The sequence below is a fragment of the Bacillus sp. NPDC057893 genome (assembly GCF_042796455.1).
Lineage (GTDB): Bacteria > Bacillota > Bacilli > Bacillales > Bacillaceae_G > Bacillus_A.
The window spans coordinates 162,826-187,171 of sequence record NZ_JBHVNG010000005.1 but is presented as its reverse complement, the minus strand read 5'-3'; the positions used below and the strand labels follow the sequence as shown (position 1 = coordinate 187,171).

Sequence of the window (24,346 nt, the reverse complement as noted above, 5' to 3'; positions counted from 1 at the left end):
GCAAGCTGCTAGTCGACTATGATAATTTTTGGTTATAATAATAAAGGAATTATTAATTGTATCGGTTAGGAGCGCAGCAAATATGAAAACAGTCGTTGTCATCGGTGGAGGTATTACTGGACTTTCTACTATGTTTTATTTAGAAAAATTAAAGAAGGATTATAATATAGATTTAAATTTAATCCTTATTGAGAAAGAAGAGTATTTAGGTGGTAAAATCCACAGTGTGGAAGAAAATGATTTTATTATGGAATCTGGAGCAGATTCTATCGTAGCTCGTAATGAACATGTTTTGCCGCTTGTAAAAGATTTAAATTTAGAAAATGAAATGGTATATAACGAAACAGGTATTTCTTACATATACTCTGATAACATATTACATCCAATTCCTGTTGACACTATATTCGGGATTCCTATGAGTGTTGAATCATTATTTAGCAGTACGCTAGTCTCAAAAAAAGGGAAAGTCGTTGCTTTAAAAGATTTTATTACGAAAAATAAGGAGTTTACAAAGGATACATCACTTGCTGTATTTTTAGAAAGTTTTTTAGGGAAAGAGTTAGTGGAAAGACAAATTGCACCTGTGCTTTCAGGTGTATATTCCGGTAAATTGAATGAGCTTACAATGGCATCTACGTTACCATATTTACTTGAGTATAAAAATAAATACGGAAGTATTATTAAAGGTTTTGAAGAGAATAAAAAACAATTTCAGTCAGCAGGAAATAAAAAGTTTGTATCATTTAAAAGGGGACTATCAACGATTATTAATCGCTTAGAAGAAGTGCTGAAGGAGACTGTCATTAAAAAAGGTGCTGTAACAACAGCGATAAGTAAAAAAGGGGATCGATATGAGGTTTCTTTTACAAATCATGAGACAATACAAGCTGATTATGTCGTTTTAGCAGCTCCACATGATATCGCACAAACTTTATTACAGTCTAATGAGTTAAATGAGCATTTTAATAAATTTAAAAATTCATCGCTTATAAGTATTTACTTAGGTTTTGACATACTAGATGAACAACTACCGGCTGACGGCACAGGTTTTATCGTAATGGAAAACAGTGATTTACATTGTGATGCTTGCACATGGACAAGCAGGAAGTGGAAACATACATCGGGTAAACAAAAGCTATTAGTAAGAATGTTTTATAAGAGTACTAATCCAGTGTATGAAACGATCAAAAGTTATAGTGAAGAGGAATTAGTACGAGTAGCTTTACATGATATTGAAAAGAGTCTTGGAATTCAAGGTGAACCAGAAGTAATTGAAGTTACAAATTGGAAAGGTTTAATGCCGAAATATCATTTAGAACATAATCAAGCTGTTCAATCATTACAAGAAAAATTGGCCGCTCTTTATCCTAATGTATACTTAGCTGGAGCTTCATATTACGGTGTAGGAATTGGTGCTTGTATTGGAAACGGAAAGAATACTGCCAATGAAATAATTGCGACATTGAATGAACAGTAAAAATAATAATATTGAATACATATGTAAATAAAATGTCCCTCCAACATAATGGAGGGACATTTTATTTGTAATTATTTCACATTAATTGCAATCTTTTTATGAGATGTTTTATTCTCTTTAATAGTTAAAGTTATTTTTCCGGATTCCTCAAAGGAATACGGTGAGAGTTGATAAAGTTCTTTAATATTATGTTCTTCTTGTAATTTATTTGTAGGTATTATTGTTATATTAGGCTTCCATGTTTTCTGTTTGCCTGAAGGGTAGTCTACTATTATTTCTGGATTATTTAATTGTAATGTTTCCCAAGAGACAAAATACAGTTCAACTTCTGCATCTTTTTTTAGTAATTCCTCTGAGAAATAACCAAACTCACCAACATTACCGAAAACAGTGAAATTTTGATTTTGTAATTTAATATCTAAATATCTAGGCTGATATGTTGCTGCGTGATACATTCCGTATGAAAGAGAGAGTGTGGCAGCGATTAATATACCAACTGAAAATGTCTTAAAGCTATTTCCTTTAAAACTTGTCATCATAAATGAGCTTGGTGTGAATTTTTTTGCGAATAAAAAAATGAGTAAAATGAGCAAGAGGGATAAGCCGATGAAAATATACATAGGAATTTTACACCTCCATAATAAAAAAACTTATTTTCTATATTTTAACATGAATGTATGGATTAGGTTGTTGTTTTAGAAGGGAAAGGTGGATATGTTATCGAAATTATAAAATAGCTTAGTACGAGCGGAGTGATAGAAATGAAAAGAATAAAACATATTTTTAAGTGAAGATGAGAAAAGAGTAACAGGAGGGGGGGTAATTGTTACGTACTCTTGAAGCGAGAGAACGAATTGGGAAGAAGTGGGATAGTACAGAAGTATATCCTTTCGTTAATGAGTTAGATACTCTTCTAAGAGAAACTGGGTTTTCAAGTGTAAACTGGAGACAAACAGCTCCATGTCATTGGGCGTTAGTTGCATATAAATAGAAAATGAGGAAAAGCGGCGCTAGAAATATTTGATTTGTGGGACATTGAGGACTTTCCTAATTATAAATACTTTTTCTGCTATAATAAATTAGTAGAGAGAAAGGAGTGATCCTATGGTTATGGCATTTCCTATATTAGAAACGGAACGCTTGCGCTTAGTTGAAATAGAACAATCTTATTGTCAAAAAATATATGAAATATTCTCATTGGATGAGGTAACGTGTTATTACGGTATGAATTCTTTTACTGAGTTTGGACAAGCTTCACGTATGATTGAATCTTTTTCGAAAAATTACTTTGAGAAAAAGGCAATGCGTTGGGGCATTGTATTAAAAGACACAAATACTTTAGTAGGAACAATTGGATTAAATAATTTACAACTTTGGAGTAAACGCTCAGAGATTGGATATGATTTGCATCCTCGTTATTGGGGGAAGGGTTATGCTTCTGAAGCTGCTCGAGAAATTATTACTTATGGATTTCGAGATTTAGGATTATTTAGAATTGGAGCTATTACATATCCTGAAAATATAACTTCGTGTAATATGTTATCTAAATTAGGTTTTCAACAAGAAGGGCTGTTACGTGGATATATTCATCAAGGAAATAAACAACACGATGCATTAATGTATTCTATTGTACGAACAGATGTAGAGGATATTCATTATTAATAAAAAGCCCCTCTTATTTAAAATAAGAGGGGCTTGTAAAAATCAACCTATTTTAGGTAATAAACGTTCTCCGCTTTTCATACTACTTTTACATAAAGGGCATTTAGGCTCTTCTTCAAATGAAAAGTTCTTTCTCATCCATCCTAAACAATCCTCTGATTCACATTCCCAAACAGGGGTTTGTTCTGGTGGTACTTCTGCTACATCGTTCTTTCGATTGCGATACATGTAACCACTCCTTTTATGTAAAAATTTTTAGTTATATATTAAAAAGGTTGTTACCAGCTCGGTTAACAACCTTTTTATTGATTGAATTATAGCTTTACAACGTTTTTAGCTTGAGGTCCACGGTTACCGTCTTCAACTTCGAAGCTAACTTCTTGACCTTCGTCAAGAGACTTGAAACCGTCGCTAGTGATAGCTGAGAAGTGAACGAATACATCGCTACCGTCTGCAACTTCGATGAAACCGAAACCTTTTTCGCTGTTAAACCATTTTACTTTACCTGTTAATGTCATGGTAATGCCTCCTAAAATTTAAAAAGATTACAATATGATCGGCCTTATTCGATTGAAAATAAAAGTTCACATATTATCAAAAACCCATAAGGAGTACAAAATGTTCCTGATTGATACTTGATAATATGCAAAGAAAATATAGTACTAAATTGACCTTAATTACTATCTTACAACAAATGGTGGGAAATAGCAAGTGCTGGTAATACCAGTGAGTAATTTGGGCGATAATGGTAAAAGGCGCAAAGACATCTTTTTTATTTATATATTATTCCTAATCTGAATGTATTCCAAACAGAAATCATTTATATAAAGAAGTATGTTTAAGGGAAATGATATATATATTTTAAGAATACAGATGATTACAATAATTAGGAGGATAGAATATTGCAAAATAAACAATTTAAAATAATTGAAGCAGCAAAAGAAGGAAGAAGAAAAGTTCATCCTGTTTTCGCTGTCATACTTGCTATTGTATTTTTAACTTTAGGTGAATTATTTATGTTATTTATGCTGTTTTTACCGAAAACAGAAACAACCTTTATGAAGGCGATGTATAACAATATTGAGATGATATTAACGTTTGGCGGGGCTATATTTTTTGTGTTTTTATGGATTAAATTTGTTGAGAAAAGATCATTTTCATCTATTGGTTTTTGGAATGAGCAATGGATGAGAAAGTATTTGAGAGGGGCACTATTAGGGTTTATTTTCATTTCGATACCAGTAATTTTACTCGTATTAACAGGAAATGTAAAACTACAAATGCAAGAAATTACGCTGACAGCTATATTTGGTATTGCAGGGTCTTTAGTCGCATTTTTAATACAAGGGGCCACTGAAGAAATTGTTGTACGAGGTTGGTTATTCCCAGTTCTTTCTGTTAGAAGCCGTATATGGATTGGGATTGTTGTGACGTCCTTTTTATTTGGTTTTCTTCATTTGCTTAATCCAGGAATTACAATTCTTTCAATATCGAATATAATATTAGTTGGTGTATTTGCAGCATTTTACGTTTTAAAAGACAGTAGTCTTTGGGGGATATGCGCGTGGCATTCAATTTGGAATTGGGCGCAATATAACGTCTATGGCTTTGCTGTTAGTGGAATGACGATATATTCAACACCACTATTTAAACCTGTAACAAATGGCAATGAAGTCCTTCATGGAGGCTCATTTGGGATTGAAGGTAGTATTATTACAACAATAATGCTTTCTATCGCTTCAATTGTTTTATGGAGACAGTTATGGGGGAGAAGAGCGAAACAACGAGATTTTAGTTAATAAAAGTGGGGGAAACTATGGGGATTATAGCGTTTGAGGGAGCGAGTGCTGTTGGTAAGAGTAGCACATGCCGTAAACTAGAAAACAATTATGGAGCATTCATTATACCTGAAGTGAATTTTTTATTTGAAAGACCAAAAAATGAACATAGAACATGGTATTTTGAAAAACAAGTAGAGCGCTGGAATATAGCAGTGCAAAAGTCGCAGCAATATGAATTAGTAATACTTGATGGGGATATATATCAGCCACTTAGTTATAATTGGTGTTTTCATTTTGATATATTTAATCAGCCCTTATCTTTAATAGAAAACTTTTATAAAGAAAAGATGATAAATAGGGAAATTGGTTTTCCAGATCAATATTTTTATTTGTACACGAATGATGAAGAACTTAGAAAACGGAAAGAATTTGATGAGACGAGAAGCAGAAGAAACTTTGAAAAACATTTACATATATCAAAACCGTTGCGGCGTTATTATGAAAATTTAAATACCGTCACAGACGGGTACTGTAAATGGATTGAAGCAAAAAGTATAAAGTCGAATGAATTAGAAATTGTGAAAAGTTTAAACAGCTTAAACGTATGTGAAGATAGACGTTTTGATGTTTCGAGGTTAGATGCTATTACGGAGTGGTTACAAGAACATCGTGCATAGTATGAAAACAACGAGTGTCATAAATGGCACTCGTTGTTTTTTATGCATATGTAAAATTCGAATTATATATTATTTTTAAAATTTGTAAGTTTGCTGTTTCATTTTTTTTAATAGCGTTTGTATATTTAGGTAAGAAAAGTTGAGAAGGATAAACTGGTAGTTCACCACAAATATCAATTCCATAAACAGATTTATTCATAATGAGAGTATGAATAGATTTTAAAAGTTTAGGTAGTTTCATATGTCCTTGATCCCAATTTGTAATAGTTACTTTTGGATCTAAAACGTCTTTATCAACACTTACATGTATTATTTCTGTATGAATATGTGAAAGGAGTGTATATACGGATATTTCATGGGATATGTCTATCGGGAAAACTTCTACGCATGAACAATCATTAGAGTGAATTGTTAAAGAAGAAGGACCAATAATAATTACTTTCTTTAATTTATGATTATTTTGAAGAGCAAACGATACCCATGGCCCACAGGAAATAAGAGTTTGTTTATTCATTCCTTTTAAGTTCATATCAGTATGATGGTCAAATAGTATAAGGCTAAATGGTTTTTTAATTTCTTCTAGTAATAAATAAGATACATAATGATAATTTCCAGAACCAATAAAAGTAATTCCTTTTTATATGCATTAAAGAAGGGTTTTCACAATACAGATTTGAGTGCTCTAAATGAGTAAAATCAATATCTTCATGAGAATAAGAATGTAGTTTATTTTGTAATAAATACGTATCATCAAAGTTTAAAAATGTTAAACCGTTATACAATAAACTCATATTTATTCATCTCCTTTAAATATTAGGCTAACATTTATTTTTATAAACTTAAAATGAAATGCTTAAAGTAGAATTTGCATTTGAAAAAGAAGGTATTTTTAGACAGAATAATCTTTCAATTTACAAAGAAAAGAAATACAATATAAGGAAATATACATATGATTTAGGAAATAGTAATCATGTAATAGAGTTATCTAGTATTTACGGTAACTGGTAGTAAGGTTCAAAATCAAGCTGGGATAAAGAAGTTAGGTGGGAGATCAATCGCCTGTATAAGGTAGATTAGTTCAACTAGTATTTATTGTATCAAGTATAATTTTTGAAGGGGGAATAAATGAAAACATGAAAAAGATTATAATTTCAGATCTTGATGGGACTTTATTAAGAAGTGATAAAACAATTTCAGAGAAATCTATTAATATTTTAAGGGAGTGCAAAAATAATGGAGACGAACTAATTTTTGCTACGGCAAGGCCTCCAAGAGCTATAAACCAATATATTCCCAACGTGTTAAAGAATGAGATTATTATTTGTTATAACGGAGCGCTTGTTCTTAAAGGTAATGATATTTTATATGAAATGAAAGTTTCTAAAAATAACGTTTTAGAGATTATAGAAATAGCAAAAAAATATAATCTCCATCAGATTTGCCTTGAAATAAATGATAAACTGTACTCAAATTTTGATGTTACTGATTATTTCGGTAATGTACTGTGTGAAGTTATGGATATTAGAGAGTTGAACTTTGAAACAGCTTCGAAAGTAATAGTTTGTACGAAAGGACCAATAAATGAGGATTTCACTAAAGAATTGCCTATTGAGTGCAATGCAGTCATTACAGATGACGGAACATTGTGTCAAATCATGCATGCAGAAGTTTCGAAGTGGAATAGCATTCAACATGTTCTACAGCATCTAAATCGAGACGCATCTGAAGTGATTGCATTTGGAGATGACTACAATGATATGGAAATGATAGAGAAGTGTGGGATTGGTGTAGCGATGAGTAATGCTGTTGAGGAATTAAAATCAGTTGCTAAATTTATTGCGAAAAGTAACGATGAAGATGGCGTTGCTACATTTTTGGAAAGTAATAGTTATATTTATATTAATTAGTATGAAAAAAATATGCTACACCTGCTTTTAATAGATAGAAATTATGAAAAGGGATATTTGGGAGGAAACAAGCGAGATGAAAACACTATTTAAAATAATCGGTATTATAGCTGGTATGGCAGTAATTGGAGTAGGTTTAACATATGGTATGCTGTATTATTTAAATAATAGTAAACCAGCTGCGAAAAAGACAACACCAGCAGCTCCCGCAATAGAAGTGTTAGCTGATATTAATGTAAAAGCAGAAGAGGCGAAGCTTTTAGAAAATGGCAATCATTCATTACCAAATAGCGGTTTTAATAAAAATTTTAAATGGACAGATGAGCACATACAGACAGCATTACATGAAATGGCACATCAAAAAACGAAAGCCGATCAAAAGTGGGGCTATATTTTTATCACACAAGAACGTATTGAAAGTTTAATTGATATTGTAAAGAGCAATGATCTTGTACAGGGAAGTACATATGTTGACATTTTAGAACGATGGAAACAAGGAAAATATGAAAAAGTCGATGCGGATCACAATAAGATTTGGAAATTGCAAAGTGGGAACTTAGGAGAAGGGAAAGGAATAATGTCAGAAGCAGAACAAAAAGAATTAATTAATCAAGTGTTTATGCAAAAAGGTACATATTCGGGTAGCAAATTAATTGCAGGTGGGGGACAGGCTAATAAATAATATACTTAGCAATGAAAGAGAGTAAGTGCTTTTTAGGCAGTTACTCTTTTTTGTATGCACTTTTTTAATATTTTTAGTCTCGCTCTAGTAAGGAAAGAAACGACTGTAGTACCGGGGAGATCCATCTAGATTTATGATAGATTACATGACTTTGAATAACGGCTGGAGTTTCGATAGGCTGAAAACATAGTTGTTCTTTTTGACAACTTTCTTGTACAACAATATAAGGAAGAATTGAAATGCCTAACTCACACATAACGGATTGTTTAATTACTTCAACATTGGAAGTTTCAAATGTTTTATCTGGAATATTCCCGCTTTGATGTAAAAAACGATCTACCATCGGTCTATAGCCACAGCTTTGTTCTGTAAAAATAAACTGGGTGTCCTGTAATAACTGGAATGGATTTGCGTGTGCAGAGGAATAAGCCGGTAAAATCCATCCAAATGTTTCATTACTAAAAGTACGTGTAATAAAATCATTATGTTCTATACTTTCTCCAATTAGGAAGATAACATCGCTTTCTCCTTCACGTAGCTTTTTCATTGCTTGCTCGTTTGTATTTGTTTCAAGAACGATATTCACTTTCGGATTTTCTTGTTTGTAAGTACGTAATAATTGTGGTAACCGGTACACTGCTAATGATTCGTTAGATGTAATCGTTAATGTTCCCTCTAAATCATCACTATTTTGAGGGATTTCTTGCGCTTTTTCATAAATAGCAAGTAATTCTAATGCATACGGATGAAATTGATGACCCGCTTTTGTAAGAAGTACTTTTTTGCCTAATCGATCGAAAAGAGGAATGTTTAAATCGTTCTCTAATGCTTTCATATGCGTTGTTACAGTAGATTGGGCATAACCTAACGCATGAGCAGCTTTGGAAAAACCGCTGTGCTTAACAATGGCACAAAATGTTTTAACATGTCTCATTTCCATAAATGATACCTCTTTTATTATCATGATTTGTGAATGATTATATCATGTATTTCAATTTTTCAAATGAATAAATTTCTTTTAAAATGAAGTTGTGAAGAAATTTATTCAAGCGATATTGGAGGAGAAAAGATGATTGAAAAGGGCTATCATGTAGCTGTTGTTGGGGCTACAGGTGCAGTAGGGCAGAAAATCATTGAACTGTTAGAACAAGAAACAAAGTTTAATATAGCTGAAGTTACATTACTTTCGTCAAAACGGTCCGCTGGTAAGGTAGTGCAATTTAAAGGACGAGAGATAATTATACAAGAGGCAAAAACAACTAGTTTTGAAGGTATAGATATTGCCTTTTTTAGCGCTGGGGGAGAAGTTTCTAGACAATTTGCCAATCACGCAGTTTCTAGTGGCGCAGTCGTAATTGATAACACAAGTGAATACCGAATGGCACATGGTGTACCTCTCGTTGTTCCAGAAGTAAATGCGCACACATTAAAGGAACATAACGGTATTATTGCAGTTCCGAATTGTTCAGCATTACAGATGGTAACAGCTCTTCAGCCAATACGAAAATCATTTGGTATAGAACGAATTATCGTTTCAACGTATCAAGCTGTATCAGGCTCAGGAATCCATGCGATTCATGAATTAAAAGAACAGGCTAAATCAATGCTTGCAGGTGAAAAGTTTAAGAGTACTATATTACCAGTGAAGAAAGATAAAAAACATTATCCAATTGCGTTTAATGTACTACCACAAGTAGATATATTCACAGATAATGATTTCACATTTGAAGAAGTAAAAATGATTCAAGAAACGAAGAAAATTTTTGGAGACCAAAACTTGAAAATGGCAGCTACTTGTGTGCGTGTTCCAGTTGCATCAGGACATTCAGAATCGGTTTATATTGAACTTGAAAAAGAAGCAACTGTTGCGGAAATCAAAGAAGTACTGCTGGATGCACCAGGTGTTATTTTACAGGATAACCCTAGTGAACAGCTGTATCCAATGCCATTATATGCAGAAGGGAAAATAGATACATTTGTCGGGAGAATTAGAAAAGATCCTGATACACCAAGAGGCTTCCATCTTTGGATCGTTTCCGATAATTTATTAAAAGGTGCGGCTTGGAATTCAGTTCAAATCGCAGAGACGTTGGTGGAAAAGGAGATTATTTAGTATAGACATACACATGTATTATAAGAACTAGGAAACTAATGATTATAAAAGTATCCTAGTTCTTATTTTAGTGAGAATTTAATATAAATTAGTTTTTATAGTATTTTTATAAATATCCACTTTATTCGCAGAAAATATTAAAGTTGTAGGTTCTTCATTAATAGTAAGATTTATATGAATTGTTAAAGGTAGTTCAAGTTTTTTCACTACATCTTCTATAGCAATATACTCATCTTCTATTTCGTTATAATAAACAACAGAACTAAGGAATACCTCGTCATTTTCAATATTAATTTCACACATCATAGAGAATTTCTCGCCATTATGTAAGAGTAATTTGCCTAGTACTATTGAACCGTTTAACTCTTCTGTAAAATTAGAAGTTGCCGCTGGTTTCACCCATGTTTCATCACGTTCTTCGTTTTCTTCTTCATCTATTGCCCATTCCCATATTGGGTTTTATTTTAGGTCCTCAATAGTTAATTCATCAATTGGTTTGCAATTACTCATAAATATATTCTCCTTTTGTTCTGATAAGTAAGTTTCTTAATTTCATGAACTAGATGATTGCTTATAAATGGGTTCAATAGAGTGTGTTGCTCATTTGATATCAAACTAATTTATTACGGAAATCTGCTATTACGGTAATATTAACAAGGTTTTAATTAGCTAGCAAATAATTATTAGTTGAGATTTTTCAAAAGGGATGACGTGAAGGGAAGATAGTGAAAAACATCAAGAATGAATAAAATTCATTTGGTATGATATGGATATATTCAGTGTGAGGGGGAATTATAATGTATAAAGTAAAAGGGTATTTTTCATCATTAAAAGGAAGCCATTATGAAATTGGAAAACAGCAAGGGGAATTTGTAAAAAATCATCTGTACCTCATTCCACAATTTATGCAGGAAGAACATTTAATATTGGATAACCATTGGACAGAATCTAGAAAAATACTAAATAAATATTGTCCAGGAATAAATGAAGAAATTGAAGGCTTTTGTGAAGTGTTAAAAATTCCTTCTAAAAATATGATGTATTATTATCAAACACTATTAAAAGCAGGTTGTAGTCATTGTGCAGTATTGCCTAAAAAAACTGATTTAGAGCATACATATGTATTAAGAAATTATGATTTGTCACCAAAAATTGATGATATGCGTTTTTGTTCGACGCATGTTGAAGGTGCGTATGCACATAGTGGTTTTTCTACTCAATACTTTGGCCGGACAGAAGGAGTGAACGAGCATGGATTATCTGTTACATTTTCAGCATGTGGCCAACCGGTAGGAAATATTGAAGGTTTAAGAAAACCCAAGGTAAATGGATTACAATGTTTTGCGGTAATCCGGGTATTATTGGAGAAATGTAAAAATGTTCAGGAAGCTATATCGTTAATAAAAGATCTGCCTATTGCAAGTAATATTAATATTATTGTAGCTGATCCTTTAAATGCAGCACATATTGAAATATTTGACGGATATAAATCCATAACAACGATTGATGATGACAATCAAGCTTTTATCGTATCAACAAACCATGCAGTTAGTTCATCTATTCAGAAATTAAATAATAGGAAATTAGAACAGTCTACAAAGAGATATCACATTTTACATGAACATTTAAATCGAAATGAAAAGTTGAGCATGGAGTCTTTAAAAGGATTAGTAGAAGAAGAATATCCTGTAGGGCTGACTGTACATAATTATGAAGAATGGTTTGGGACTTTGCATTCTGTATTATTTGATTTACAGGATTGTACAATGAATATTTGTTTCGGATCGCCACTTTTAAATGATTGGTATTCATTGAAAGTAGGAGAAAGTCTTCCGTTTATTGAGGTGAATGTGAATTTTAAAAATAAAGCTTATGCTGACTTTTGGAGAGAAGAGAAAAATGATTTGATTCCTAAAAGGTAAAAAGGTATGTAGGAATAAGATGGTAACATGAAATGGAGTGGAAATATATTGGAGGGGATGTCATTGTTGGAAGGTATATTACCAATTGTTATTATTTTTGTTCTGGTTATCTCAATGTATGTTACTTATCAAAAAAGAAAAAAAGCGGGGATAAAAGGGTTAAAAAGTTCATTAACTTCTATTTGTTGCTTTTTAATTGCAATCTTAAATTTGTTTGCATATTGGTTTCGTTTTGGCGGTGTTTTTACGTGGCTAGTCTCAATTGTATTGTTGCTAGTGGGGGCGTATTTTACAAAGTATATTCCAATCTCAAAAAAGGTACACTAAAATTATATGAGTTTATACGTATCGGTTTTATTTCATAATGAAAAGAGATTATTCTATTAGGTCGTTGTGCAGCGGCTTCATAGGATAATCTCTTTTTATGCTTTTTTTTGTAGAGAATGTACTGTTATTTTTAGTTGCTCAATAAATTCCCGGGTAGAAGCGCACATATATTTATCTTTTCTATAAATAAGTCCTATATCTATTGTTGGAGTGGGGTTTTCAATTTTAATAGCTTGTATGTGCTCACTTTGCAAAAAGTTTATATACGGTTTGGGTAACACTGTAATTCCCATACCTTTTGAAACCATTTGAATTAAAGATTCCATCGTACTAATTTCTAAAATTGGTTTTGGTTTAAAGCTAAAGTTTTGACAATAGGTCGTAAGTAATTCTGTTAAATAAAAGTTTTTTGGTAGAAGGATTAAAGGGTAGTTCTGTAATTCTTTGATAGACACGTGATCACGTTCACTTAAAGGATGACCGATTGGAATAACTAATGTAAGTTCACTTTTATATAGTGGGATAGAAACAATCTCTTTATCTTGCACTGGGAGAAATGTAATGCCAATATCTAATTCGTTTTGTAATAATTTTTCACGAATTTCTCCTGTACGAAGACCTAATACAGAAAGTTCAATATTCGGATATAAATTATTGAAATTTAAAATGGCTGGTGGTAATAAATAATTTACGACGGTTAACAATGAACCGATTGTTAAGGATCCATGCTGTAATCCGTTTAAATCTTGAATGGCAGAACGGGCTTGTTCGACTTCATGAAAGATTGTTTTACTGTGCGATAATAAAACTCTTCCTGCTTCAGTTAAAGATATTTTTTTACCAATTCGATCGAAAAGTGGCATGCCTATTTCATGTTCTAATGCACGTATTTGTTGGCTTAGTGAAGGTTGTGAAATATTTAATTTCTCGGCTGCTTTTGTGAAATGTAATTCTTTCGAAACAGCTAAAAAGTATTCTAATTGTCGTAATTCGATTGAAATCACCTCAAGTTTAATCATAGGATATACCTATCATTATTATATAAATAATTGAATTGAACAATGGTTTTGTGGGATTTATAATCACTTTATCAGAAATGGATTGATTAAAAAATTAGATGAGGTGAAGAAGAATTGTTGAAATCTAGCGTATTACCGGGCAGTTATTCACAAGTACTTCAAAAAAGGTATGAGGAGGCTGTACCGACAGGAATATATCATTTAACGCCTTTATATGTAAAAGAAGCAAGGGGAGCGATAATAACAGATGTAGATGGAAATCAGTTTATTGATTTTGCTGGTGGAATTGGTATGCAAAATGTTGGACATTGTCATCCGAAAGTTGTAAGAGCGGTACAAAAACAAGCAGAATCATTTATACATCCTTGTTTTCATGTAACTCCATATGAAAATTATATTACTTTAGCTGAGAAAATTAATGAGAAAGTGCCAGGTACAAGCAAGAAAAAAACGATGTTTGCCAATAGTGGTGCGGAAGCGATTGAAAATGCTGTAAAAATCGCACGTAAAGTAACAGGGAGGAGTAAAGTAATTTCGTTCGAACGAGGATTTCATGGGAGAACATTAATGACAATGTCCTTATCGACCAAAGAAAATCCATATAAAGCAGGATTTGGTCCGTTCGTTTCAGACATGTATATATTGCCGTATCCGTACTATTACAGAGCTGAAGAAGGAGTTTCTCTTGAAGAAGTGGATTCTCAAGTCATCTATCAGTTTGAAAAGTTTTTAGAAGAAGTATCACCTGAACAAGTAGCAGCAATCGTAATGGAACCAGTACAAGGGGAGGGTGGGTTTATTGTTCCTTCCATTTCATTTGTAATCAATGCGGTATTTTAATGATAATGGATGAAGTGCAAACTGGATTTGGCCGAACAGGGAAATGGTTTGCAACGGAACATTTTCATATAGAACCTGACATAATGACTTTGTCAAAATCAATTGCTGGCGGTTTACCATTAAGTGCTATTGTCGGTCGTGCGGAGTTGATGGACATTCCTGGGAGAGGACAAATTGGTGGAACTTTTGCCGGGAGTCCGTTATCATGTGCAGCCGGTCTTGCTGTATTTGAAATAATGGAAGAAGAAAATCTAGTTGAAAGGGCTCAGCAAATTGGAAATAGAATAATGTCACATCTACATCAAATGCAATTAAAGTACGAAGTGATTGGTGAGGTTCGTGGAATCGGTGCGATGGTTGCAATGGAACTTGTAACGAATCGCATAACGAAAGAACCTGCAAAAGAACTAACAGTAAAGCTAATTGAAGATTTTTGGAAGAATGGGCTTATAAGTATTGGAGCGGGGATATTTGATAATGTACTACGCTTTTTACCACCTCTAGTTATCTCAAACGAAGAAATAGATAGAGGGTTTGAAATAATAAATGAGTCTTTTGAAAAGTTGTGCCGCAATTAAGAGGAGGGATTTGAATGACTAAAGTATATGAAATCCTATCTTTAAATATAGGATTACCAAAAGAGGTTATGTATGGTGGGAAGTTAATTCAAACAGGGATAAATAAAAAGCAAGTAAAGGAACCTGTTTTTTTATCATTTTTAAAGTTTAATGGAGACGGACAGGCGGATTTAGTTCATCATGGAGGGGTAGATAAAGCGGTTTGTGTTTATACTGGTGACCATTATCCTTACTGGGAAAAAGAGTTGAATCAAGAACTTGTATATGGAGCTTTCGGTGAAAATATAACGGTAAGAGGAATGCGAGAAGAGGATGTTTGTATCGGGGACATGTTTCAATTTGGAGAAGCGATTGTACAAATAACGCAACCAAGACAGCCATGTTTTAAATTAGCGAAGAAATATAATATTCCAAAGTTGCCATTATATTTTCAAGATACAGGATACACAGGGTTTTATTTTCGTGTATTAAAAGAAGGGTGGGTATCACCAGTCGATACGTTAAAACGGCTGGAGTCTGATCCAAAAGGTGTTACAGTAGCGTTTGCTAATCGTATCATGCATAAGGAAAAACTAAATATTGAAGGATTAAAAAGAATTTTAGAAGTAAATGCACTTTCTACTAGTTGGAGAAAGACATTTGAAAAGCGTATGAGCGGAGAAGAAATCAATACGAAGGAGAGGCTTGAAGGAACGAAAGAATAAATTTTTTTTTTATAAATGGTGCATTTCTATTAGTAAAAGCTAATTAGAAAGCACTATTTTTATATAATAAACTAATTAATATTCAAAAATCCTAATATTAGTTTATTCGACTTATTTTTTAATAATCAAAACATAAAATAAATTAAACCATTGTTAAAAGTTTTATGATACTATATTGATTTGAAAGGCCTATTTTTTGAGAGCAGGTCATATAAGTATATCTAAATTAATGGAATCGACGTATGGAGGGACAACATGGGGAATGTTGAAAAAATGGCAAACTTTCTATTAGAAAAACCGAGAAGAGAACAGTTATTTCCTTTATTTGAAGAAGTGTTTGGGATTACAAGTCAAACATTGAATGATTTTTCGGAGAAAGGGTATTGGGATTATACATATAAAGCATTATCATTTTTACAAGATGATAAAGCGATTGCAAATGTTGCGGCATTTTCACTTCCGCTTTTAATTAATGGTGAAAAAATAAATGCAGCGGGTATTCAATCAGTAATGACACATCCGAATTATCGTAGACGAGGATTAATGAAACAATTGTTTAGTAAGATGATAGAGGAAATTGATGAGCAATGCGAGTGTGCGGTCTTGTTTACTGAAAATCCGGAACTATATAAACCATTTGGTTTTCAAATTGTGCAAGAATATTTGATGACAGTATCATACGAAAACAAGAGTGATAAAGATTCTCAACTTAAAAAGTTAGATTTTTATGATGAAGAGGATAGACAATTAATACATGAGATTATTGAAAATGGCCAAAGGCTTTCTAATAAATTTTCAACGTTAAATTACCGCTCTTCGTTTTATTTAAATATGTATGATTCAACATGGAATGAAAACCTTTATTATTCAGAGAAATTAGATGCGCTGATTGTTTTTACAGTAGAAAATCAAAAACTAAAATTATTTGGAGTATTTGCGCCGGTAATTCCGATTTTAGATGAATTATGTGAGGAAATCTCTGGGGAATTTACGGAGATTGAATTTTATTTCTACCCAGATCAATTAGGAATTGATGATGTACAATATACAGAATTACAGACTAGTAAGTATTTAATGGTTCGAAGTAATAAAGAATTAGATTTTAAAGGTTATAAATTCCCGGTATTAACTGAGTTTTAAATATTAATTTACATGCTTTTTTATTGAAGAAATATAGATACAAAACCGTATTCTTTTCATTAAGAATGCGGTTTTGTATTTACATAATAGAAAGCACATTTATTGACCGAAAAGTCATTAATGCTTATCATTTAATAATGTTAAATATTAATTTGCATAATATAATAAAAGTAAAGAAGAAATTACAAACTATAGGGTTTAAATAAGGAGGGATATGAATTATTCAGTGGTAATTTCATGGAAAAAGGAGATTATGTATGAAATCATTTTGCAAGTTATTACAGTATTTAAAACCATACATGTTCTTCGCTATTATTGGACCGCTATTTATGGTACTTGAGGTTGCGATGGACTTAATTCAACCGACTATTATGCAACATATTATTGATGTTGGGATTGCAAATAGGGATTTGAATTATGTAATAAAAATGGGGCTTCTTATGATAGGAGCAGCGGCACTTGGGTTAGTTGGAGGACTTGGGTGTATGATGTATTCTACAAAAGCAGCTGTAAATTTCGCTACAGACATACGAAGAGATGTGTTTACGAAAATAGAAACATTTTCTAGTAAAAATCGGGATACATTTGGAACCGGAAAATTATTAACGATTGTGACAAATGATATTACATCAATTCAATCGGCGATGACAATGACTTTACGTGTTCTCGTTCGTGGCCCTTTGTTATTTATCGGAAGTATAATTATTGTTTTTGTAACAGCGAGAGAGTTATTTCCAATATTACTTGTAGTTGTACCAATTTTATTACTGGCGATTATTTTAATTGCAAGTAAAGCGAGTGGAACGTTTAAAAATGTGCAAGAAGCATTAGATAAAGTGAATACAAAGTTACAAGAAAATTTATCTGGTGTACGTGTTATAAAAGCGTATGTAAGACAAAAATATGAAATTTCTCAGTTTGGAAATGTTAATACAAATTTAACGAAGATAAATATTCGAGCTGTGCAGCTTATTTCCTTAATGATGCCAATTATTATGCTAGTTGTAAGTGGTGGGATTGTCGCAACACTATGGATTGGTGGAGAAAAAGTATTTAATGGAACTCTTCAAGTAGGTGCGATTTTAGCATTTATTAACTACTTGAATATCATTTTAATGGCACTTATGTCTATTAGTATGGTATTTATTCAAATTGCTCGAGCTTTTCCATCTGCGGATCGTGTACAACAAGTTTTAAATACTGAAGTTGATATTATGAACGAAGCTAACGCAATTGAACCTGAGAAAATCGAGGGGAATATTGATTTTAAAGATGTTAGTTATAGTTATACGAAAAATAATGAATACGTTTTAAAAGATATTTCATTCAGCATACGTAAAGGTGAAAAAGTAGGGATTATCGGTTCTACAGGAAGTGGTAAATCTACTTTAGCTAAACTATTACCACGCCTATATGATATTGAGCAAGGTGAAATATGTATTGACGGAATAAATGTTAAGATGTTCGATTTACAAAAATTGCGTGCTTCAATAGGTTTTGTACCTCAAAAGGCATTGTTGTTCTCAGGAAGTATAGAAGAGAATTTACGTTATGGTAAAGAAGATGCAACACACGATGAATTGGAAACAGCAACTTCATCTGCGTGTGCGACTGAGTTTATAAACAAGTTGGAAGAATCGTATCATTATAATTTAACACAAGGTGCGACGAATTTATCAGGTGGACAAAAACAACGTGTATCCATTGCGAGAGCGCTTGTGAGAAAACCATCCATTCTTATATTAGATGATTCTACATCAGCAGTTGATGCGAAGTCAGAAGCCAACATTCAATCGGCATTAAGAACAGAATATAAAGGAACAACGACATTATTAATTGCTTCTAAAATCTCATCTATAATAGATGCTGATAAAATTCTCGTATTAGATAATGGTGAATTAGTTGGTGATGGCACACATGAACAACTGTTAGAACAATGTGATGTATATCAGGAAATTTATCTTTCCCAAGGTGGTAATTTGCATAAAGAAGGTGGGAAAGAACATGCGTAATTTTCAAGGGCAATTTGCTAATAAAGGTGGACGTAACGCACCTAAGAGTGGAAAAGTTAAAAATACTAAAGGAACTGTAAAGCGGATTTGGAACTATATGGGGTATGAAAAGGCTGCTCTAATGTTCGTTATATTTCTAGTATTTATTACGACATTACTTGGGTTATTAGGTCCATATTTTATGGGAGTAATTATAGATCAATATATTGTACCGAAAGATTTAAATGGTACGGCAAGAATGTGTATGTTACTTATTGCAATTTACGGTGTAACGGTGCTTTTAACATGGTTACAAACATTTGTAATGATTAATGTTGCATTAAAGACAATTCAAAAAATACGACAAGATATATTTGAGAAAATCCAAACGCTTTCATTACGGTTCTTTGATGTACGTTCTCAAGGTGATTTAATGAGCCGTGTGACAAATGATATTGATAACTTAAATCAAGCTTTGACACAAAGTGTTGTACAAATTATTTCATCAGCGTTAACATTTATAGGTGTAACGATTGCGATGTTTTCATTAGATTGGATTTTAGCGATTGTAACTTTAATTACAGTACCTATTATGTTTTTCGTTACAAAAAAACTAGTTGTTTATAGTGGCAAAAACTTTGCGAAACGTCAAAAGGATTTAGGGGAATTAAATGGATTTATCGAGGAAGCTATTACAGGTGCAGACGTAACTACGTTATACGGAAAAGAAAAAGAAACCGTACATAACTTTAATGAAATTAACGAACAGCTAAGAATTTCAGCAACGAAGGCTGAAACGTTTTCAGCATTTATTTTTCCAAGTATGAACTTTATTAATAACTTAGGAATGGCGCTTGTAATTGGAACTGGATCGGTAATGGTATTAAACGGAATGACAACAGTAGGTGTCATTGCAGCTTTTATTAATTATTCTCGACAATTTTCAAGACCACTTAGTCAATTTGCAACTTTAATGAATACGATTCAAGCGGCAGTTGCTGGAGGAGAACGTGTCTTTGAAATTATGGATGAAGTACCAGAAATTCAAAATAAAAAAGACGCATTCGTTGTACAAAATTTACAAGGGCATGTTGAACTTGAGAATGTTTCGTTTGGTTATGTGGAAAATAAAACGATTTTAAAAGAAGTGAGCCTTAAGGCACAGCCTGGAGAGACAATTGCTTTAGTTGGTCCAACGGGATCGGGAAAAACAACAATCATAAATTTATTGACTCGATTTTATGATATACAGCAAGGGAAAATTCATATTGATGGAAAAGATATAAAAGATTATGATATCAATTCTTTACGAAGTAAAATAGGAGTAGTTTTACAAGATACGTATTTATTTGCTGGGACAATTATGGATAATATCCGTTATGGACGATTAAATGCAAGTGATGAAGAAGTAATCAATGCAGCAAAGGCTGCATCGGCACATTCTTTTATTAAGCATTTACCGAAACAATATGAAACAGAGATTGCTTCAGAAGGGTCGAATTTAAGTCAAGGACAAAAACAACTTCTTGCGATTGCAAGGGCAATTTTAGCAGATGCAGATATACTAATTCTTGATGAAGCGACATCTAATATTGATACGAGAACAGAATTGCAAATTCAAGCAGGATTAAATAATTTAATGAGAGGTAGAACGAGTTTCGTAATCGCTCACCGACTCAAAACGATTGAAAAGGCGGATCAAATCCTTGTCATAAAGGATGGAAGTATTTTAGAAAGAGGAAATCATGAATCTCTTATGGAAGATAGAGGATTTTACTTTGAATTGTATACGAGTCAGTTTAAAATTTAATAATAATATTCATGTGGTGCGGTTTCTTTAGAAAAGAGAAACCGCATTTTTAATGATTGCAAACATTGCTAAACCCAATAGTCTTTCATTAAATGCTTTGACAGTATCACCTTGAATCTCTGGTAAAACATATGAATAGTGTTTTAGGTTGCAAAAATGCAGATTAAACGTAGTTAAGTTACAAAAAGGGTGGAATATACAGTTGTTCAGGTATGTAATTTATGTGTTTTTTTAGAATCACGAGTTGTTAGCAAAAACTAGCGGCCTCAGTGACAGATGGTAGAAATAGTTTGCGTGGTATTGTAATAATCTCAAGCGCTATCTGCGTTGAATATAGGAGTATTTGAGTTAAATCTAAAGCGAGTGTTAAAAGTATTATGAAGCTTGTAAGAATTACAAAACTACCCCAAAAGAAACTTTTTGAAGTGTTGCGGAAATCTTTTATTAAAGAAAAGAAAGAAAAAAATGCGGTAACAATGAGAATGAAAACTTTATACTTATCAGCCATTATAACCCTCCAAAAGAACAGTAATTTATATTATACCGTATTTTTCAGTATTATTATAAATAGATTTTTAAGTTCTTTGTTTTAGAAGATAGATAATCTAGAATTGAAAATTTTTCAAATGGATTACCATATTTTATTTCCGATTCAACATCAGGTGCTCAATGAAATGGTATGTAAGGTTATAGGCTGGTAATACGAGAATAAATAAGGGTGGATCTGTGTGCAGCAATATTCCTACATCAAAGTTCTACTAGAGAAAAATAGATTGGTATGAAAAAGTACAAAAATCTAAAATTAGAAGGAGCATCGAATTAGTGTATAACGATTGAAATGGCACTGAAAACTAATAAAATGGCCATAATGATGTTAAATAATTGGTTATGTTTTATTAAGAGTTTTTGGAATATTGAACCAAATAAACTCCAACTAAATGTACTCATTAAACCGACTACACCTAGAAATAATGAAAAAAGTAGAAAACTTGAATATGAATTGTAGTAAGGGAGTATGAAAGTCGATACTACAGTCAGTCCGAATAATATCCCTTTAGGGTTAATGAATTGAAGAGAAATCCCCACTGTAAATAAGTTTTTATTAGCTTTTTCACTGGGATTCGTACTGCCTTTACTAGTGAGTATTTTAAAAGCTAAATATAACATATACGTTACACCTAAAATTTTTAAAGGGAATTCGATTATTGGTAAGATATTGAGTAGTACTACATTAAAGAAACTACATAAAGAAGTGAGGATGAAAAAGCCAAAAGCTACTCCAAAGCAAAATTGCATGCTCCTCTTTAACCCGTGTTGATTGGCGTATGTCATAGCTAAAAAATTGTTAGGACCGGGTGTGAAGCTACTTATAAAAACAAATAATAAAAAAGAAAATATAGGCATTTCAAAACCCCCTTATTATTTTTTTGTATGTTATAATGACCAGAAAGGACAATATAACGTGTGCTTTTTATTATACATAACGGTCGTTATATTGTATATATTGTGGGGGTTTTTTTATGGAAGAAATTCAACTTACTTTGGCGAAAAATTTAAAAACAATACGGGAAAAAGAAAAATTAAGTTTAGAAAAGGTTTCTCAATTAACAGGTGTGAGTAAAACGATGATTGGACAAATTGAAAGAGGAGAATCAAGCCCGACACTAACAACAATATGGAAAATTGCGAATGGATTGAAAGTGTCTTTTACTTCTTTAATCAATAATCCACAACCTGATATAAAAGTTATTTTAAGGGATGATGTTCAAGTATTGTCTGAAGATAATGGAAAATATAAAGTGTATCCTTCTTTTCCTTTTCAAGATGATAGACATTTTGAAATGTATACAGTTGAAATAGAAACAGAAGGGGAACTGAGTTCAGAAGGGCATAAAGAAGGAGTAGAAGAATTTATAACGGTATTTGAAGGAGAATTGACAATAAAAGTGAATAATTGTCAGTATAAATTAAATAGTGGAGATTCAATTCGTTTTAAGGCCGATAGATCACACTCTTATCATAATTTAGGGAAATCGTTGACTCGATTAAGCATGACAATTTATTACCCAGCTACATAAGTGTGCATTTATATATAAAAGATAAAACCATCTATACAAGGTGGTTTTTATTTTGTGTTAAATTACAAAAAAAGACACTCGTTTGAGTGTCAACATAGTATTGCTCTCGCGTATAGGATTGGAGTACGTTTCTCAAATACGTATTGAGAGATGGTTCGTAAAGGAGAAACTGTCTTCATATTTAATGTAACATCGGTAAGGGTGAGTGTAAATTGATAATGTATATACGGAAAATTTAGTATAGATAGTTTCTACTATAAATATAGTACAATTTGTTCTGTGTTACGTAATCAACGCCATGAAATAATTGGGTGGTTCTTATTATTATGACAGACTTGGTATTTAATAATGTGTATTAGAAAAAGAATGAATCATTTTTTAATCGATTCGTATAATTGTTAGAGAGGCACCTGTTGAACCACCTCCAACTAAATTAACAATGGATAATATACCGAATAATTGAAGTGAAATTGTATTACCAGCAATTAAATTAGTAATTAAATTATTATTATAATTTGAAGTTGATATAGCGGGAGAAAAAACAGAGCCAGAAAGTGGAGTAGAAGCGTTTAATAGTAACCTTGTTCCAGCGAGTAGAGAAGTTGTCGTATTAACTTGATAGGTTAAATGATATCTTCCGGTTACAGGAATTGTAAATACATCGTTTGAAGCGTTAACTGTAAAATTACCGAGGCTTTGGTTATTAGAAAGTGGAATATTAGTTCCACCTAATATAACTGAGATGGGACCACCTAATGTATTATTAGCGAACATAGAGTTTGTTGTAACTATTGACCCAGTACTTCCAGTAGGTCCAGTACTTCCGGTAGGCCCAGTACTTCCAGTAGGTCCAGTACTTCCGGTAGACCCAGTACTTCCGGTAGACCCAGTACTTCCGGTAGGCCCAGTACTTCCGGTAGGTCCAGTACTTCCAGTAGGCCCAGTATTCCCAGTAGGTCCTGTAAATCTGTATGGAAGAATTATTTCAAGAGCCATTGATAGTAGTTCTTCTTTTATTTTTTCATTTTTATTTTGCATATAAATCACCTAATTTTTAAATTAGAACCCAATAAGTGTAGTGTTTTTAGAATGGAACTATCATTTTATTCTATTAATAGTAGTAGTTTATAGTAACGGTAAAATGTTTAATAAATGTATGAATCATTTGGGAAGAAAAAGAATAGTTATGAAGTTATTCCTTAATAATAGAGTCATAATAATGTATGTTAGTTAAAAACATGTGGAATGAGGTATTGAATTGAAGCGGAATGATAAATTATCAATGAATAAAGGTAGGATAGGACCTGAGAATATTGGACCTACATTTCCAGTTTTTCCACCAATTTATGTTCCGACTGGAAGTACAGGGCCAACAGGAGCAACAGGGCCAACAGGAGTAACAGGGCCAACAGGAGTAACAGGAGTAACAGGAGTAACAGGAGTAACAGGAGAAACGGGGGCAACAGGAGTAACAGGGCCAACAGGAGAAACGGGGTTAACAGGAGTAACAGGAGAAACGGGGTTAACAGGAGTAACAGGAGTAACAGGAGTAACAGGAGTAACAGGAGTAACAGGAGTAACAGGAGTAACAGGAGTAACAGGAGTAACAGGAGTAACAGGAGTAACAGGAGTAACAGG

The 24,346-nt window shown here is 32.5% G+C and carries 25 protein-coding genes and 2 pseudogenes; 17 read left to right on the top strand and 10 right to left on the bottom strand.

Annotation, left to right across the window (positions count from 1 at the left end):
- The first annotated feature begins 82 nt into the window (after window positions 1-82).
- Window positions 83-1,477, top strand: coding sequence for a protoporphyrinogen oxidase (locus tag ACFVQC_RS22090; protein ID WP_377899285.1), 1,395 nt, complete (start codon window positions 83-85; stop codon window positions 1,475-1,477).
- A gap of 71 nt (window positions 1,478-1,548) precedes the next feature.
- Here the strand turns inward: ACFVQC_RS22090 and ACFVQC_RS22085 are convergent, their stop codons facing one another.
- Entirely contained in the window at window positions 1,549-2,097 is a 549-nt protein-coding gene (locus ACFVQC_RS22085) for a hypothetical protein (RefSeq protein WP_264540784.1), read from the bottom strand.
- 203 nt (window positions 2,098-2,300) lie between these two features.
- Here ACFVQC_RS22085 and ACFVQC_RS22080 point away from each other — a divergent pair, with 203 nt between their 5' ends.
- Both ACFVQC_RS22080 and ACFVQC_RS22075 read left to right on the top strand, forming a co-directional pair.
- A complete protein-coding gene (locus ACFVQC_RS22080; protein WP_002148028.1) occupies window positions 2,301-2,468 on the top strand; it encodes a hypothetical protein in 168 nt (55 codons plus the stop codon).
- A 119-nt stretch (window positions 2,469-2,587) separates the two neighbouring features.
- Window positions 2,588-3,139, top strand: coding sequence for a GNAT family N-acetyltransferase (locus tag ACFVQC_RS22075; protein WP_033718163.1), 552 nt, complete (start codon window positions 2,588-2,590; stop codon window positions 3,137-3,139).
- Between the two features lie 42 nt (window positions 3,140-3,181).
- Here the strand turns inward: ACFVQC_RS22075 and ACFVQC_RS22070 are convergent, their stop codons facing one another.
- Both ACFVQC_RS22070 and ACFVQC_RS22065 read right to left on the bottom strand, forming a co-directional pair.
- Entirely contained in the window at window positions 3,182-3,367 is a 186-nt protein-coding gene (locus tag ACFVQC_RS22070; protein WP_000286202.1) for a cold-shock protein, read from the bottom strand.
- Window positions 3,368-3,453: 86 nt separating this feature from the next.
- Entirely contained in the window at window positions 3,454-3,657 is a 204-nt protein-coding gene (locus ACFVQC_RS22065; protein ID WP_377890988.1) for a cold-shock protein, read from the bottom strand.
- Window positions 3,658-4,041: 384 nt separating this feature from the next.
- Here ACFVQC_RS22065 and ACFVQC_RS22060 point away from each other — a divergent pair, with 384 nt between their 5' ends.
- Window positions 4,042-4,938, top strand: coding sequence for a CPBP family intramembrane glutamic endopeptidase (locus ACFVQC_RS22060; protein ID WP_377890986.1), 897 nt, complete (start codon window positions 4,042-4,044; stop codon window positions 4,936-4,938).
- Window positions 4,938-5,597, top strand: a complete 660-nt coding sequence (locus ACFVQC_RS22055) for a chloramphenicol acetyltransferase (protein ID WP_377899328.1) — start codon at window positions 4,938-4,940, stop codon at window positions 5,595-5,597. The genes ACFVQC_RS22060 and ACFVQC_RS22055 overlap by 1 nt, the downstream gene beginning before the upstream one ends.
- A gap of 40 nt (window positions 5,598-5,637) precedes the next feature.
- On the opposite strand, the pseudogene ACFVQC_RS22050 reads toward ACFVQC_RS22055, so the two are convergent.
- Window positions 5,638-6,388 (bottom strand): annotated as a pseudogene (locus ACFVQC_RS22050) (arginase family protein).
- A 342-nt stretch (window positions 6,389-6,730) separates the two neighbouring features.
- On the opposite strand from ACFVQC_RS22050, the gene ACFVQC_RS22045 reads away from it, so the two are divergent.
- A complete protein-coding gene (locus ACFVQC_RS22045; RefSeq protein WP_377899284.1) occupies window positions 6,731-7,504 on the top strand; it encodes an HAD family hydrolase in 774 nt (257 codons plus the stop codon).
- Window positions 7,505-7,580: 76 nt separating this feature from the next.
- A complete protein-coding gene (locus ACFVQC_RS22040; protein ID WP_002148017.1) occupies window positions 7,581-8,186 on the top strand; it encodes a PRK06770 family protein in 606 nt (201 codons plus the stop codon).
- Window positions 8,187-8,259: 73 nt separating this feature from the next.
- On the opposite strand, the gene ACFVQC_RS22035 is transcribed toward ACFVQC_RS22040, so the two are convergent.
- Entirely contained in the window at window positions 8,260-9,126 is an 867-nt protein-coding gene (locus ACFVQC_RS22035; protein WP_264540788.1) for a LysR family transcriptional regulator, read from the bottom strand.
- 129 nt (window positions 9,127-9,255) lie between these two features.
- Between ACFVQC_RS22035 and ACFVQC_RS22030 the strand changes: the two genes are divergently transcribed.
- Entirely contained in the window at window positions 9,256-10,299 is a 1,044-nt protein-coding gene (locus ACFVQC_RS22030; protein ID WP_377890983.1) for an aspartate-semialdehyde dehydrogenase, read from the top strand.
- A 78-nt stretch (window positions 10,300-10,377) separates the two neighbouring features.
- Here the strand turns inward: ACFVQC_RS22030 and ACFVQC_RS22025 are convergent, their stop codons facing one another.
- Window positions 10,378-10,752: a hypothetical protein gene (locus tag ACFVQC_RS22025; protein WP_377891089.1), complete on the bottom strand. Its 375-nt coding sequence runs from the start codon at window positions 10,750-10,752 to the stop codon at window positions 10,378-10,380.
- 344 nt (window positions 10,753-11,096) lie between these two features.
- Here ACFVQC_RS22025 and ACFVQC_RS22020 point away from each other — a divergent pair, with 344 nt between their 5' ends.
- Together ACFVQC_RS22020 and ACFVQC_RS22015 are read left to right on the top strand one after the other, a co-directional pair.
- Window positions 11,097-12,221, top strand: a complete 1,125-nt coding sequence (locus ACFVQC_RS22020; protein WP_264540789.1) for a C45 family autoproteolytic acyltransferase/hydrolase — start codon at window positions 11,097-11,099, stop codon at window positions 12,219-12,221.
- A gap of 63 nt (window positions 12,222-12,284) precedes the next feature.
- Window positions 12,285-12,548, top strand: a complete 264-nt coding sequence (locus ACFVQC_RS22015; RefSeq protein ID WP_377890979.1) for a hypothetical protein — start codon at window positions 12,285-12,287, stop codon at window positions 12,546-12,548.
- Window positions 12,549-12,643: 95 nt separating this feature from the next.
- Here the strand turns inward: ACFVQC_RS22015 and ACFVQC_RS22010 are convergent, their stop codons facing one another.
- Window positions 12,644-13,552 carry a LysR family transcriptional regulator gene (locus ACFVQC_RS22010; protein WP_377891087.1) on the bottom strand — a complete coding sequence of 303 codons (909 nt, stop codon included), beginning with the start codon at window positions 13,550-13,552 and terminating at the stop codon, window positions 12,644-12,646.
- Between the two features lie 129 nt (window positions 13,553-13,681).
- Between ACFVQC_RS22010 and gabT the strand changes: the two are divergent.
- From gabT to ACFVQC_RS21985, 5 genes and pseudogenes are all read left to right on the top strand, one after another.
- Window positions 13,682-14,985, top strand: a pseudogene (gene gabT, locus ACFVQC_RS22005) (4-aminobutyrate--2-oxoglutarate transaminase).
- Window positions 14,986-14,999: 14 nt separating this feature from the next.
- Window positions 15,000-15,689 (top strand): MOSC domain-containing protein, encoded by a 690-nt coding sequence (locus ACFVQC_RS22000; RefSeq protein ID WP_377890975.1) that lies wholly within the window; start codon window positions 15,000-15,002, stop codon window positions 15,687-15,689.
- Between the two features lie 255 nt (window positions 15,690-15,944).
- Window positions 15,945-16,829: a GNAT family N-acetyltransferase gene (locus tag ACFVQC_RS21995; protein WP_377899283.1), complete on the top strand. Its 885-nt coding sequence runs from the start codon at window positions 15,945-15,947 to the stop codon at window positions 16,827-16,829.
- 257 nt (window positions 16,830-17,086) lie between these two features.
- Window positions 17,087-18,841 (top strand): ABC transporter ATP-binding protein, encoded by a 1,755-nt coding sequence (locus ACFVQC_RS21990; protein ID WP_377899282.1) that lies wholly within the window; start codon window positions 17,087-17,089, stop codon window positions 18,839-18,841.
- Window positions 18,834-20,630, top strand: coding sequence for an ABC transporter ATP-binding protein (locus tag ACFVQC_RS21985; RefSeq protein WP_377890969.1), 1,797 nt, complete (start codon window positions 18,834-18,836; stop codon window positions 20,628-20,630). Before ACFVQC_RS21990 ends, ACFVQC_RS21985 begins: the two co-directional genes overlap by 8 nt.
- A gap of 247 nt (window positions 20,631-20,877) precedes the next feature.
- On the opposite strand, the gene ACFVQC_RS21980 is transcribed toward ACFVQC_RS21985, so the two are convergent.
- Window positions 20,878-21,138, bottom strand: a complete 261-nt coding sequence (locus ACFVQC_RS21980) for a hypothetical protein (RefSeq protein WP_000774136.1) — start codon at window positions 21,136-21,138, stop codon at window positions 20,878-20,880.
- A 311-nt stretch (window positions 21,139-21,449) separates the two neighbouring features.
- On the bottom strand, window positions 21,450-22,034 hold the full coding sequence (locus ACFVQC_RS21975; RefSeq protein WP_377899281.1) for a LysE family translocator: 585 nt from the start codon (window positions 22,032-22,034) through the stop codon (window positions 21,450-21,452).
- Between the two features lie 116 nt (window positions 22,035-22,150).
- Here ACFVQC_RS21975 and ACFVQC_RS21970 point away from each other — a divergent pair, with 116 nt between their 5' ends.
- Window positions 22,151-22,708 (top strand): helix-turn-helix domain-containing protein, encoded by a 558-nt coding sequence (locus tag ACFVQC_RS21970; protein WP_377899280.1) that lies wholly within the window; start codon window positions 22,151-22,153, stop codon window positions 22,706-22,708.
- Between the two features lie 378 nt (window positions 22,709-23,086).
- On the opposite strand, the gene ACFVQC_RS21965 is transcribed toward ACFVQC_RS21970, so the two are convergent.
- The gene (locus tag ACFVQC_RS21965; RefSeq protein ID WP_377899278.1) at window positions 23,087-23,746 is read right to left on the bottom strand and encodes a BclA C-terminal domain-containing protein; all 660 of its coding nucleotides are present in this window, start codon (window positions 23,744-23,746) and stop codon (window positions 23,087-23,089) included.
- Between the two features lie 220 nt (window positions 23,747-23,966).
- Between ACFVQC_RS21965 and ACFVQC_RS21960 the strand changes: the two genes are divergently transcribed.
- The coding region (locus ACFVQC_RS21960) for an exosporium leader peptide-containing protein (RefSeq protein WP_377899277.1) at window positions 23,967-24,346 on the top strand (380 nt) is incomplete at its 3' end.

What these genes read in the sequence shown, in the direction of transcription:
- ACFVQC_RS22085 (WP_264540784.1), bottom strand. Translation starts at nt 2,097, where the DNA reads ATGTATATTTTCATCGGCTTATCCCTCTTGCTCATTTTACTCATTTTT.
- ACFVQC_RS22090 (WP_377899285.1), top strand. Translation starts at nt 83, where the DNA reads ATGAAAACAGTCGTTGTCATCGGTGGAGGTATTACTGGACTTTCTACT.
- ACFVQC_RS21990 (WP_377899282.1), top strand. Translation starts at nt 17,087, where the DNA reads ATGAAATCATTTTGCAAGTTATTACAGTATTTAAAACCATACATGTTC.
- ACFVQC_RS22075 (WP_033718163.1), top strand. Translation starts at nt 2,588, where the DNA reads ATGGCATTTCCTATATTAGAAACGGAACGCTTGCGCTTAGTTGAAATA.
- ACFVQC_RS22040 (WP_002148017.1), top strand. Translation starts at nt 7,581, where the DNA reads ATGAAAACACTATTTAAAATAATCGGTATTATAGCTGGTATGGCAGTA.
- ACFVQC_RS21995 (WP_377899283.1), top strand. Translation starts at nt 15,945, where the DNA reads ATGGGGAATGTTGAAAAAATGGCAAACTTTCTATTAGAAAAACCGAGA.
- ACFVQC_RS22070 (WP_000286202.1), bottom strand. Translation starts at nt 3,367, where the DNA reads ATGTATCGCAATCGAAAGAACGATGTAGCAGAAGTACCACCAGAACAA.
- ACFVQC_RS22030 (WP_377890983.1), top strand. Translation starts at nt 9,256, where the DNA reads ATGATTGAAAAGGGCTATCATGTAGCTGTTGTTGGGGCTACAGGTGCA.
- ACFVQC_RS21965 (WP_377899278.1), bottom strand. Translation starts at nt 23,746, where the DNA reads ATGCAAAATAAAAATGAAAAAATAAAAGAAGAACTACTATCAATGGCT.
- ACFVQC_RS21980 (WP_000774136.1), bottom strand. Translation starts at nt 21,138, where the DNA reads ATGGCTGATAAGTATAAAGTTTTCATTCTCATTGTTACCGCATTTTTT.
- ACFVQC_RS22000 (WP_377890975.1), top strand. Translation starts at nt 15,000, where the DNA reads ATGACTAAAGTATATGAAATCCTATCTTTAAATATAGGATTACCAAAA.
- ACFVQC_RS21985 (WP_377890969.1), top strand. Translation starts at nt 18,834, where the DNA reads ATGCGTAATTTTCAAGGGCAATTTGCTAATAAAGGTGGACGTAACGCA.
- ACFVQC_RS21975 (WP_377899281.1), bottom strand. Translation starts at nt 22,034, where the DNA reads ATGCCTATATTTTCTTTTTTATTATTTGTTTTTATAAGTAGCTTCACA.
- ACFVQC_RS22020 (WP_264540789.1), top strand. Translation starts at nt 11,097, where the DNA reads ATGTATAAAGTAAAAGGGTATTTTTCATCATTAAAAGGAAGCCATTAT.
- ACFVQC_RS22035 (WP_264540788.1), bottom strand. Translation starts at nt 9,126, where the DNA reads ATGGAAATGAGACATGTTAAAACATTTTGTGCCATTGTTAAGCACAGC.
- ACFVQC_RS22045 (WP_377899284.1), top strand. Translation starts at nt 6,731, where the DNA reads ATGAAAAAGATTATAATTTCAGATCTTGATGGGACTTTATTAAGAAGT.
- ACFVQC_RS22065 (WP_377890988.1), bottom strand. Translation starts at nt 3,657, where the DNA reads ATGACATTAACAGGTAAAGTAAAATGGTTTAACAGCGAAAAAGGTTTC.
- ACFVQC_RS21970 (WP_377899280.1), top strand. Translation starts at nt 22,151, where the DNA reads ATGGAAGAAATTCAACTTACTTTGGCGAAAAATTTAAAAACAATACGG.